Annotated in this window: 7 protein-coding genes and 1 pseudogene; 3 read left to right on the top strand and 5 right to left on the bottom strand. The window is 65.7% G+C overall.

What is annotated here, in order from left to right; genetic code table 11:
- Window positions 1-10: 10 nt before the first annotated feature.
- The 5 genes and pseudogenes from AC10V3_RS00125 to AC10V3_RS00145 form a co-directional block, all read right to left on the bottom strand.
- Window positions 11-1189 (bottom strand): DUF3322 domain-containing protein, encoded by a 1179-nt coding sequence (locus AC10V3_RS00125; protein WP_022533136.1) that lies wholly within the window; start codon window positions 1187-1189, stop codon window positions 11-13.
- Window positions 1186-4560, bottom strand: coding sequence for an ATP-binding protein (locus tag AC10V3_RS00130; protein ID WP_490922896.1), 3375 nt, complete (start codon window positions 4558-4560; stop codon window positions 1186-1188). The genes AC10V3_RS00125 and AC10V3_RS00130 overlap by 4 nt, the downstream gene beginning before the upstream one ends.
- Window positions 4553-5260, bottom strand: a complete 708-nt coding sequence (locus AC10V3_RS00135) for a DUF4194 domain-containing protein (RefSeq protein ID WP_490922898.1) — start codon at window positions 5258-5260, stop codon at window positions 4553-4555. The genes AC10V3_RS00130 and AC10V3_RS00135 overlap by 8 nt, the downstream gene beginning before the upstream one ends.
- A gap of 2 nt (window positions 5261-5262) precedes the next feature.
- Window positions 5263-6717, bottom strand: coding sequence for a DUF3375 domain-containing protein (locus AC10V3_RS00140; protein WP_490923697.1), 1455 nt, complete (start codon window positions 6715-6717; stop codon window positions 5263-5265).
- Window positions 6718-6867: 150 nt separating this feature from the next.
- Window positions 6868-8060: pseudogene (locus AC10V3_RS00145) on the bottom strand (methyl-accepting chemotaxis protein); the annotation flags it as partial.
- 517 nt (window positions 8061-8577) lie between these two features.
- Between AC10V3_RS00145 and AC10V3_RS00150 the strand changes: the two are divergent.
- The 3 genes from AC10V3_RS00150 to dbpA all read left to right on the top strand — a co-directional run bounded on the left by AC10V3_RS00150 (window position 8578) and on the right by dbpA (window position 12291).
- Complete coding sequence (locus AC10V3_RS00150) at window positions 8578-9789, top strand: DUF4382 domain-containing protein (RefSeq protein WP_490922899.1); 1212 nt, start codon at window positions 8578-8580, stop codon at window positions 9787-9789.
- Between the two features lie 164 nt (window positions 9790-9953).
- Complete coding sequence (locus AC10V3_RS00155) at window positions 9954-10859, top strand: DUF72 domain-containing protein (RefSeq protein WP_490922901.1); 906 nt, start codon at window positions 9954-9956, stop codon at window positions 10857-10859.
- Between the two features lie 22 nt (window positions 10860-10881).
- On the top strand, window positions 10882-12291 hold the full coding sequence (gene dbpA / locus AC10V3_RS00160) for an ATP-dependent RNA helicase DbpA (protein WP_490922903.1): 1410 nt from the start codon (window positions 10882-10884) through the stop codon (window positions 12289-12291).
- The last annotated feature ends 434 nt before the right edge of the window (window positions 12292-12725 follow it).

The following is a 12725-nucleotide window of genomic DNA, read 5'->3' on the forward strand; positions in this document are numbered from 1 at the left end:
CGGCATATGCCTACCCCAACCCGGCCACCGCCTCCCGCACCCACTCGAACCCCACCCGCTCCTGCTCCAGCCGCAGGTTTTTCCGAATCCGATTGTCCCGCAGGTCGTCGTAGAGCGCCTGCTCTTCTGGCCGCAGTCGCGACAGATCGCGCAGCGTCGGGCTGTCCTCGACACCCCATTGGGCCTCGAACGCCACAAGCGTGGCGCGATCCATCAGCAGGGATTCCGCATGCCCGAACACGCTGCGCAGCTGATCAAGAATGGCGAAGCCGTGGGTATCGATGTCGCCCCAGTAATGCAGCCGGCAGTGCGATAGCCACCTCGCCTTCGCGAGCAAGCCGAATCCGTATCCCGCACCGAAGATCACCAGGCTGTCCGCAACCTCTGGAAAGGCCAGGAAGTTGGTTTCGTTCTCGGTGATGAACACACACGAAACCCCTGGCCGGAGTGCGGCGAAGCTCGCTGCATCTAGGGTCACGTCGTGGGTGGGGGCTTCGCCTGGCAGCATCCGGTTGGCGCGATCCAGTATCCGGAAGCGGATCCGCTCCGGCTTGTCGCGAAAGCCGTACCGCGCCGGGAACTGGCTTGTGCCGGTAAATTCCGCTGCAATGGCTTCCGGCGCGAGCGCCAGGTCCAGCAACTCGGCAAGCACGCCACGATGAGCCTCGATGAATTTGGTGTGCACGCCAGGAAGATCGACTTGCCGCAGGTACACACCCGGTCGCGGATGCCGCTGCAGCCAGCCGACGATTTCCAGCAGCCGGTCCCAGGCGTCGTGCAGATCCAGTGCCCGCAGCGGACGCTGAGCCAGCCACGGCACCAGCAACGGCTGCGCTTCTCGCGTAGTGGCGAGCAATGCGGTAAAGCGTTCGATCTCGCGGCGCTTGCCCAGCAGCGCCGCTGCATCGTCCAGCGTGTCGATCCACACGGCGCATGGCAGCGCATTGGTGCCGAAGGTGCGATGGCGGAACTCGCGCATCTCCAGGCGGTAATGCGGCATCTGCTTTAGTTCGCCCAACCAGTTGCGAACCGCCTCGAAGCTCTCAGTCAGCTCGCCGGATGTGGGCACGCGCAGCGTGAGCCGCCGGGGGAACAGCGCGGCGCCGCTGACCAGCGCACCGAGGATGTCTCCACGGTCCCAAAGCCTCTGCAACTGGGCACGCAGGTCGGCGGGGCGGCTCCAGTTCATGCGGTCAGCCTGGCCTTTTCGGCCCGGTATTCGTCAATCGACAGGTTGCGTACCTTGGAAGCGCGTCCTTCCTCGTTCTGCACGAACGCCACGCTGGACACGTATGGCTCGATGATATGGATCTTCTGCAGCGGCGTGACGATGAGCAACTGCAGGTTGAGCTTGGCGAACAGCCGCAGTCCGTACTGCGCGGATTCGTCGGAGCCCCGACCGAACGCTTCGTCGATCACCACGAAGCGGAACGAGCGCGAGCGCACCGCGCCCCATTCCAGCCCGAACTGGTAGGCCAGACTCGCCGCCAGGATGGTGTAGGCGAGCTTCTCCTTCTGCCCGCCGGACTTGCCGCCGGAATCGGAGTAGTGCTCATATTCCGCATCGTCTTCGCGCCAGCGTTCGCTGGCCCCGAAGACGAACCAGTTGCGCACGTCAGTCACCTTGGCGGTCCAGCGCCTGTCCTGGTCGGTCAGCCCCGTACGGCCCCTGAAGCGTTCGATGATGCGCTTGACCTGCAGGAACTTGGCCTCGGAATACTGGCTGTCCTCCGAGCCGGTCAGTGCGCCTTCGGTGCAGGCGCGCAGCTCCGACTGGAACTCGCGGATCTCGGCGTCCGGCGTGACCTGTGCCTCCAGCCGGATATAGCGGCCGGTGTTGTAGTCGATCTGCGTCAGCGACTCGTTGATGCGCTCCACGCGTTCGCGGATGGTCTGCTGTTCCTTGCCAAGCTGCGCGTTGAAGTTGGCGATCTCGTTGATCGTGTTGACGTTCAGCAGCTCCTTGAAGCGGGCCTCGAAGCGTGGCAGATCGTCGGCGCGCAGCTTGTCGAGCATGTTGCGGTACTCGAAGCCGGCTAAGACGCTGGCGTCGACCTCGCTGGTCTCCAGCTTGAAGGCTTCCTTGTAGGCGGACATGGCCTTGACGATACTCTCGCCCAGGCGCACCAGCCGCTTGCTCTCCGCATCGAGCCGGGCCTGGAGATCATTGCGCATGTCGGTTTCACGGCCGCTGCACGCCTCCACGGTCAGGGTGTGCTGGCCAAGAATTTCGGCGCGCAACGCGTCGATGGTCTCGACCGGCACGGCAGCCGCGAAGTCGCCGGTGGCGTCCAGCATGGCCTGCGTTTCAGTGCGCTGCTCCAGCGCATCGCTCTTCCTGCCCTCCGCCTTGGATCGTTTGTCGCGGTGGTCCTCCAGCTGCGCCTCAGTCTCTTTCTGTTCCGCTTCCACTTCGTTGAGCCGGACCGTCAACTGCCGCAGCAAATCGGAGGCCGATTCCAGCTGGCGCTTCTCCTCGGCTAGGCGCGCGGCCTCGCGCGCGGGCGTCTGCCAGTCCAGTTCCTCGAAGTCGGCAAAAATGTCGAGCTGGGACAGCGCCGTGAGCCGCTCCCTGAGGGCGTCGCGCTCCTTCACCAGCCCGGCCGTAAGTGCGGCCAGTTCGGCCAGCCGTGTTTCGAGCGCGCGGGTCTCGCCTTCCAGTGCCGCGATCTTGGCGGCATTGCTCCAGCCCAGCACGTAGCGGCTGCGGTCGTCCAGGCGGTGGCGGTCATCCTTCTCGTGCCGCTCCCCGGGCATCTTGACCTGGCCGGCGCGCGTAACGGCGCGCGCCTCGCGGCGGAACTGTTCGTGTGTGGCACAGCACGCGACGTCGAAGCGCACGGCGACCTCGCGTTCGAGCCAGCTGTAGAACGGTGAATCGGGCTTGATGGCCAGCTTGCGCGCGAGCGAATCGCGATGCAGGGCGGGCGGCTCAGCCCTGCCGCCTTCGCGCACGCGAAAGTAAACCAACCGGCCTTTCAGGTGCGTGCGGTCCACCCACGCGGACACCTGCGGGTAGAGCGCATCTGGTACCAGTAGCGACAGGCCGAAGTTGCGCAGCAGGCGTTCGGCCGCGCCTTCCCAGTCGCGCTCGTCCTCGCGCACCTGCAGCAACTCGCCGGCGAATGGCATGTCGTCCTCGGCCAGCGAAAGCGCCTCGCACAGCGCGCTGCGCATCGCGACCTGCGCGGCCGGGATATTGCTGCGGCGTGCCTTCAGGCTGCGGATTTCGTCGCTCAGCGCATCGTGCTCGGCCTTGCCCTGGCGCAGCGTGACGCCGTGTTCCGTCAACGCGTTATCCACTTCCGCCTCGCGCGACCTGGAGCGCTCTGCAAGCTCGGCAAAGCGTGACTTCAGGACCAGGAAGGCGGCTTCCTGCTCAGGCGGCGTTTCGTCGACGGCGCGCACAAGCTCCGCGTATCGATCCGACCTGTGCCGGCGTTTCGCGGATTCGTCGTTCTGCTGGCGGATTTCTTCGGTCAGCCGACCGATACGGTCGCCGCCGTTCTCGGCAATGTTGCGGCGCAGTTCGGCTTCATCGTTGCGCAGGGCATCGCGACGGTCCTGCAGGCGCCGCACGCGGGTGTCCTGGCGTTCCCACTCGTCCGTGAGCCCGGCGATGCGCTTGTCGAGCAGGTCCAGCTTGAGTCGCGCGAAGTACGGGCGCAGCGCCTCACGGCACGCGCGCAGCTGCTCTGAGGCAGCCACCAGCTCCGCGTGGCGCTCGCAATCCGCGACCAGCGGGGTCAGCATGGCCTCCTGGCGCTTGGCCTTCAGCACCGCCTCATGGGCGCGGTCCAGGTCGTCGAAGTGTCCCAGCAATGCCACAATGCGAGGTGCCACGTCGAACGGCTCCAGCATGTGGCTGCGCACAAAGTCGGTCAGGTTGCCGACCGACTTCATCGACACGGTCTGATGGAACAGGTCGAGCGCCTGCTCGTTCTCGATGCCGAAGCGGCGCCGGAACCAGGCGCCGTAGGGCGGGAACGCGTCAAACAACTCGGCCTTCACGCCGCGCAGCTTCTTGCGCAGCGAGGCGATGTCGCTCCCGAAGTGGGCAAAGTCGGTGGCGACGGCCAGGTCCTGTTCTGCGCAGACATAGAAGCGCGCGGGCTGGCCATGAGTATCCTTCATCCAGAACACCTGCGCCAGCGTCACGGTCTGATCATAGCCAGCGTTGTGGAAGACGCCCAGGATGACGGAGTAGCTATTCTGGTCGCGCAGCGCCACCGGGCGCGCGGTGCCACTCACTTCATTTCGCTCGGATTTGTAGTGGCCTAGCACATAGCTGCGCAAGGTCCGCTCGCGGCTTTCGGCGCCAGCGGCCTTGTTGTAGGCGATGCGCTGTGCGGGCACCAGCAGCGTGGTCACCGCGTCGACCAGCGTGGACTTGCCGGAGCCGATGTCGCCGGTGAGGAGGCCGTTCCTGCCTTCAGGGCGGATGGTCCAGACGCGGTCGCCGAAGGTGCCCCAGTTGAAGACTTCAAGCCGCGACAGCCGGAAGCCCGACAGCGTGTCGTCGTCGGCGAAATCGAGGCTCAGGGTTTGCGGCTCATGCATTGGACAGCCCTCCGTTTGCCGCCGGTGAGCCTGGCTGGCCCGTCAGCTGGATCTGGTAGGCCGCCAGCCGCGCATCGAACTCGGACAGCCATTGCGCATCGACGAACGCCTTCAGGATGCGACGCACCTCATACCCAGCCTGGTTTGTCGTCCGAGCGCTCGCGCCGGTGCTGGTGTCGGCTTTGAGCCGGCGCAGGAAGCCCAGCTCGACGATCTTGTTCACGTGCAGCTCGATCTGGTCGATCAGCTTTGCCTCGTTGGTACCGGCGGGGAGGAACAAGCGCAGCAGCTCGGCGATCTCGTCCAGCGTCAGCACCAGCCGCGTGTCGCCGCCGGTGGCGTCAAACTCGGCCAGCTTCTTGCGCAACAGCGCGAGCGTCAGGCTTACCGGGAACGACAGCTGGCGCCGCGCGATCAACCGCGGCGGGCGCTCGGCGCTGTCGTCCTCGCTGTCTGGCTGCGAGCGCAGGAAGGCATAGCCCTCGGCGTCATCGAGAACGAGCTCCAGGCCCATTACGGCGACATAGTCGCGCACCGTCGGCTGCAGGTTGAGCAGCGCTTGCCACAGGCTGGCATCGGCGTCGCGATAGAGCACGCCCTTGAGCAGCGGGATCACCAGCGCGGACAGGGCCAGGTCCGCCGGCGCGACTGCGCCACCGGCGGCTGGTGCCGCGTCATCGAAAATGTCGTCTTGCGCCATGCTTATCTGACAAAAATCACCCGGGGCATCCGGGCCTGTCTCACCAGCGTGCCGGCATCCGGCGTCGGCACTATCCACGAGACGGAGTCGGTGGCGCTTTCATCCACCACGGTGCGGAAGGTATCGCCTGCGAGCTGCAGGTAGGCGACCAGTTCTGCCAGACCGTGCTGCAGCGGGCGCATGTTGCACAACTCTTGCAGCGTGACCTGGGCGCGGCCTTGCAGAGCCTGCCGCACATGCGCGGCAAGGTCGGCCTTGTCGATGACAACCTGCGAGAACAGCGCTTCTGCATCGACTTCGGCCTCGCCGGCTTCGATCTCGGCCTCGGTAATGCGCGGTTTGGCCGATGGCGTGAACAGGGGCCGCTCCATCGGCAATTCGATGTCGGCCGCGGTGTCATCCACCGCCATCACGTAGCCTGTGGGCGGCGTGTCGCGCACGGCCAGTGCCCTGGCCTCGATGCCGCGCAGGATATCCATGATGCGGCGGTTCTCCAGCCATGCCTTGTCGTCGAGAAAACGGCGTAGTTGCTGCGATAGCTGGGCTACGGTGCGCTGCGTATGCTCGCCGGCCTCCAGCCAGTCGTAGTGCACGCGGCGCAGGCGAGCATCGGGGTTGAGTTCCGAGACCGGGCGCAGCGCCAGCACATGTTCCAGCAGCGCGGAAAGCTCTTCTTGCCGACTGCTGCTCATCAGGAAGTCCCAGAACGCGCGGAAGCTGCGGCCCTGGTCCGAGTCTGCGATGGCGTCGCGCTCGCCCATGATCTCTTCGAGCAATGCGCCCTTGGAGCCCTCCCACAGCGCAATCCGCTCGCGCACACGCCGGTCCAGCGCGCGGAAGTTGTCCTCGACCTCGCGGAAATCCGTCAGCAGCTCGCGCGCCAGCGCGACGAACTGCTGGAAGCGGTCCTTCAGCGCGGTGTCGTCCAGCAGCGACAGGTCGCCCGCGGCCACGCGTGCGATCTCGGCGTCGATCTCGTCGCGCCGTTGCTGCAGTTCGGCCATGCGCACGCGCGGGTCAGTCTGCGTGCCGTCGTGCATCTGTTTGAGCAAGTCGAACAGCGTCAGCAGGCGCGATTCGGTGCCAACGAAACTGCGCCCGGCCAGCGTGCCGAGCCAGGCAATGGCCTTCTCGGTAGCCGGCGTCAGGTCGAACTGGGGTTCATCGGACCCCTGGCGATAAAACTTGCGCAACCAGCCCTTCTCGTTGGCGGCCCAGTCGTTCAGGTAGTCGAGTGCGGATCGGGGAAACGCGTCCTGCCCGAGCCGTTCGCGCAAGGCGAAGAGCTCGTCTTCCAGCGCCTCGGCCAGATCGGACTGGCCCGCTGAACGTTGGTTGGGTTGGACAAAGACACGATGGAGGAAAGCGGCGACCAGGCTCGCATGGTCGGAGCGCAGCAAGCGCCAGGCAGGATGGACCTGGCGCAGGCGCTCGAGGGTTTCGAAGTCGAGGCTCACTTGGAAAAGGCCGGCGTGTGCAAGCCGCGCGGCGGGCGCGACGGATGCCAGATTGTACGCCAGGGGTGATTGCGACAAGTGATGCATCGGCCTCATTGTGGGTGAATCAACAAGAAGGCAGGCTGAGCGAATCAACTCGACCTGAACTGCCACCGCCCCCGCCAAGCTCCCCGCTTGCGTCTGCAACGCCGCCGCAGCCGCCGTCGACTGCTCCACACCAGCGCCGCGTTCTGCTGCACCATCTAATCGAGCTGGCTGACCGATTTATTCATGTAGTGAATAATGCTCGTCTATTTCATCGTTGCGTGAGTGATTTTGGGAATAATCTAGGTCACCTTCGAGACGTTGCTGACGATCTCGTTCATGGTGTCGCCGGCGCGCCGGACCTGGCCGGAGCCGGAAGTCACACTGCCCACCGTGGTTTCAATCAGCGTCTTGATCTCCTTGGCCGCCTGCGCGCTACGCTGGGCCAGCGCGCGCACTTCACCTGCCACCACCGCAAAGCCGCGGCCCTGGTCGCCGGCACGGGCCGCTTCCACCGCGGCGTTGAGCGCCAGGATATTGGTCTGGAAGGCGATGCCCTCGATCACGCCGATGATGTCGGAGACCTTGACCGAGGCGTTTTCGATCTGGCCCATGGTGGCGATGACTTCTCCGATCACCACGCCGCCGTCAGCCGCCACGCGCGAGGCAGCGGTGACGGATTCGTTGGCGTGTTGCGCGGAGTTGGCGGACTGGCTGACGGTGGCGGTGATCTCTTCCATCGAGGCCACGGTCTGCTCGAGGCTGGCGGCGGCGGATTCGGTGCGGCGCGACAGGTCGATATTGCCGGCGGAGATCTCGTCGGAGGCGGCGCGCACGGATTCGCCGCCGTCGCGCACCACGGGCACGGAGAAGGCAACCACCAGCTTGCCGCTGCCGGCATCGACATAGGGCGGCGTGACCACCGGCTTGCCGGCGGCGGCGGCCTGCCTGTACCAGGGGCGGCCGGTGGAGTCGTAGCCGGGCGGAATGCCTTCCGGCTTGGAGAACTTCGCGGTCTTGTCGGCATAGCCGACGTGGACGTTGGTGAAGCGGCCGGCGTCGGCTACCTGCCTGAGCGCAGCGTCGGGTTCGGGCTGCAGCACGGATTCCTGCAGAGACTGGATCATCTGGCTGTGCGAGCCGACCCATCCGACGATGGCGCTGGTATGCCCGCTCTGCACCGCGGCCAGGCTGCTGTCGATGGCGTCCTCGTTGTAGCGGTTGGCAACTAACTGGTTCAGTACCGTATTGATGGCGAGCGCGGCCACGACAATGGCCACGCACAGGGCCACGATCCGCGCACGGATGGTAGTGAACATCGGGAGATCCTTCGTAGGGAATCGTTGGGGACGTGTGTTTGTGGGATTTCCACTCCGCTGTATACGGAGCGGCCGCGGCCGACTTGAGGCGGTACAGCAAATTCCTGTAGATTGCGTTCGAGTTGATGACACAACCCGTCAGGTTGGTGCGCGATCGTGCGCTTTTCGTTATCGGCACGATCGGATCTGAATTGCTGCTCGTAACACGAACCAGGGTCTGCGCTTGCAGCAATCCGGTTCAGGGTGCGGCGCAATGCGAACCGGATTGCGATGCAGCGGGGACAACGCCCGGAGTCAGGTAAATGAAGGTATGACGCGCGGCCGCCTATGCAGCAGAGCCACTATCGCATTGCGTCGGTACGGCCCGCGCCGCACGCTATGCAGTCGCAAACGCTGGCTGATCAGTCATGCAGACAAGCAGTCGACGTTTTCACAACGTATTACAAAGACTTACAGCGGTTATGCAAACTGCAACATATTCTGCGGTCACCCACAAACAAAAAGCGGAGAGATTACCTTGTCAGCCTTTTCATTGACTTCTGCGCCACTGCGCGTCCTTGCCCTGAGCAGCGTGCTGGCGCTGGCCGCCTGTGGCGGCGGTGGCGGCGATGATTCCGGTGGTGGCGGCGGCCAGGGAACGCTGAAGGTCTCGATGACCGATGCGCCCGCCTGCGGCTTCAACAATGTCTTTGTCACAGTCAACAAGGTGCGCGTGCACACCAGCGCCAACGCCGAAGCCAGCGCCGGCGGCTGGGTCGATATCGACGTGGTGCCCGCGCGCAAGATTGACCTGCTGTCGCTGACCAACGGCGTGCTGACCACGCTGGGCCAGACCGTGCTGCCCGCCGGCGATTACCAGCAGGTGCGCCTGGTGCTCGATGCCAACCGCGGGGGCGGTTCTGGTGCGCTGGCCAACTCGGTGGTGCCCACGGGCGGCACCGAGCAGCCGCTCGATACGCCGAGCGCGGTGCAGTCCGGCATCAAGATCAACCGGTCGTTCACCGTGTCGCGGGGCACGCTGACGGACCTGGTGCTGGATTTCGACGCGTGCAAGTCGGTGGTCCAGCGCGGTAATGGCACCTACGGCCTGAAGCCGGTGGTGACCGCAATCCCGAAGGTGGTCAGCGGCGCGGTGACCGGTGTGGTCGGTTCGGCCCCGGGCGCGCGCGTCTATGCCGAGCGCAATGGCGTGGTGGTGAAGGCGACCGTGGCGGACGCCAACGGCAACTTCACGCTGTCGCCGATCGAGCAGAGCAGCACTGCCGGCACGGTCGACGTGGTGGTGGTGCCGGGCGCTGCCAATGGCCGCGGCACGGGCATCGTGCGCAGCGTGCCGGTGGTGGCGGAGAGCAGCACCGCGATCTCGACCGCGGCCGCGCCGATGACGCTGCCGACCTCGGCGTATCGCCGGGTCTCGGGCACGGTCACGCCGGCCACGGCTGAAGCCACGCTGCGCGCGCTGCAGCTGGTCAGCGGCGGCACCTTCGAGATCGCGGCGACCGCTGCCGCGACCGATACCGGCGCCTACAGCCTGTTCGTGACCGAGCCGGCCCTGCCGGTGGCCGCGCCGATGATCGGCACCTACCAGGCGTCGCTGCCGATCCCGCTGTCGCCGGATGGCGCGGCTGCGGGCAAGTACGGCGTGCAGGCCACCAGTGCCGGCGGTGCGGTGGTGGTGCAGCAGGTTGACGTGAATATCACGGACGTGATCCAGAACTTCTCGTTCTGAGCGTCCTGACCTGACGCTGAAGCAGCCGGAAGCGGGCGCAAGCCTGCTTCCGGTTTTTTTTTCTGGCGTTCCGGCATGCGCGGTGCTGCGGCGCCATTCCTGCTTTCCCCGCTTGCCCTGGTTTCCCGCTAGACTGCCAGTCTCGCGTTTCGGGAAATCGCGCCATGGCAGCACGCACCGCGGCAAAGTCCGCATCCCCGCCTGCAGCAAAGTCCGAGGCCACGTCCACGCCCAAGTCCCGTAAAGCAGGCGCGCCCGCTGACCTGGTGCGCGTCGGTATCGGCGGCTGGAATTTCGCGCCGTGGCGCGACAACTTCTATCCGGCCAAACTGCCGCAGTCGCGCGAGCTGGAATACGCCACCCGCCACCTCAGCGCGATCGAGATCAACAGCACTTACCACGGCACGCAGAAGCGCACGTCGTTCGCCAAATGGCGCGATGAAGCGCCGGACGATTTCGTGTTCGCGGTGAAGGCCTCGCGCTTTGCCACCAACCGGCGCGTGCTGGCCGAGTCGGGCGAATCGATCGAACGCTTTATCGACAGCGGCATTGCCGAACTGGGCAGCAAGCTGGGCCCGGTGGTATGGCAGTTCGCGCCGACCAAGCAGTTCGATGCGGAAGACTTCGAGGCCTTCCTGCAGTTGCTGCCCGCCTCCGCTGAAGGCGTGAAGCTGCGCCATGTGCTGGAAGTCCGGCACGAGAGCTTCATGTCGCCCGATTACCTGAAGCTCGCGCGCAAGTACAAGGCCGCCACGGTCTTTACCGATTCACCGAAGTTTCCGTCGATGGCAGACCTGACCGCCGACTTCGTCTATGCACGCCTGATGGCCAGCAGCGAGAAGCTGCAGACCGGCTACGCGCCCGAGGCGCTCGATGCGTGGGCGGAACGCACGCGCGCGTGGGCGCAGGGCGGGCAGCCGGACGACCTGCCAGCGGTGGAAGACCGCAAGCCCGCGGCGCGCAAGCGCGAAGTCTTTGTCTTCTTTATCAACGGCGCCAAGGAGCGCGCGCCGGCCGCGGCGCAGTCGTTGCTGGCACGGCTTGGCTGGACGCCGCCGGCCGATCGTTGACCACGGATCGCTATAATCGCGCATGAACACGACCCCCGCCCAGCCGCAAGCCGGCACCGATTTTTCCACCCTGCCGCTGTCGCCCACCATGCTCGCCACGCTGGCGCAGCTCGGCTATGACGAAATGACGCCGATCCAGGCGGCCAGCCTGCCGATCACTTTGGCGGGCCAGGACCTGGTGGCGCAGGCCAAGACCGGCAGCGGCAAGACCGCCGCCTTCGGGCTGGCGCTGCTGCACCGGCTCGATGCGCGCCGCTTCGACGTGCAGGCGATGGTGCTGTGCCCCACGCGCGAGCTGGCCGACCAGGTGACACAGGAAATCCGCCGCCTGGCGCGCGCCGAAGAGAACATCAAGGTGCTGACCCTGTGCGGCGGCGCGCCGATGCGGCCGCAGGTCGACAGCCTGATCCACGGCGCGCATATCGTGGTGGGCACGCCCGGACGCATCCTGGATCACATCGACCGCGGCAGCCTCGACCTGGCCGGCATCAACACGCTGGTGCTGGACGAGGCCGATCGCATGCTCGACATGGGCTTCTTCGACGACATCGCCTATGTGGCCAGCCGCTGCCCGAAGGAGCGGCAGACGATGCTGTTCTCCGCCACCTACCCGCCCGGCATCGACAAGCTCAGCCACCGCTTCCTGCGCAAGCCGCAGTCCATCAAGCTGGAAGCGACGCACGACAACACCACCATCCGCCAGCGCTTCTATGAGGTGGAGGAAGGCGAGCGCCTGAACGCGGTGGGGCGCCTGCTGGACCACTTCCGGCCAGTCAGCACGCTGGCATTCTGCAATACCAAGGCACGTTGCCGCGAGCTGGTGGAACTGCTGCGCGCACAGGGCTACCAGGCACTGGCGCTGCACGGCGAGCTGGAGCAGCGCGAACGCGACCAGGTGCTGGTGCAGTTTGCCAACCGCAGCTGCTCGGTGCTGGTGGCGACCGACGTGGCCGCACGCGGGCTCGATATCGCGCAGCTGGAAGCGGTGATCAATGTCGAGATCACGCCCGACCCCGAAGTGCACGTTCACCGCATCGGCCGCACCGGCCGCGCCGATCAGGAAGGCTGGGCCTTCAGCCTGGTCAGCATGGACGAGATGGGCCGCGTCGGCAACCTGGAACAGCACCACGGCGGCGAGTTCGAATGGCATGCGCTGGCCGAGCTGAGGGCATCCAGCGGCGAACGCCTGCTGCCGCCGATGGTGACGCTGCAGATGCTGGGCGGCCGCAAGGAGAAGATCCGCCCCGGCGATATCCTCGGCGCGCTGACCGGCGAAGCGGGCTTTACCAAGGAACAGATCGGCAAGATCAATGTGCTGGAGATGTCGACCTATATCGCGGTGGAACGAAGCATCGGGCGCGAGGCGGTGAAGCGGCTCAATGCGGGCAAGGTCAAGGGCAAGAAGGTGAAGGTGCGGATGATGACGGAGTAAGCCGCGGGCGAGACCTTCGCCGCTGGTTTTCTCCGCTCTCCCGCTTGCGGGAGAGGCGCCGGGGGAGAGGGCAGGCGCATGGCAAGCATCGCGCCATCTCACTTCGTTGAGACGCCCGCCCTCTCCCCAACCGAACGGTGCAGGCGCTGGTGCTTGCAGTCTGGGGCGCGGGCCGCTATCGGCTGCTGCTGCAGGGCGCGCGGCGCTGGAACCGCAGCAATGGGTGCGACAGATGCAGATCCTTTGCCTGTCGACGCTGGGCGGAGAGAGCGGCGATGGCGCAGAGTGATGCACCCGCCGCAGCGGGTCCGTCACAACATTGCTTACAAAGATTCGCGTAAGTCACCCTGTAAGGGTGCGCGTTACTTTGCTACTCTGATTGCATTGGCACGAAGCAGGTACCGCCAGCCGCATCGCATTTTCGACGGAAAAGG

This window comes from Cupriavidus sp. PB-02, assembly GCF_058252315.1.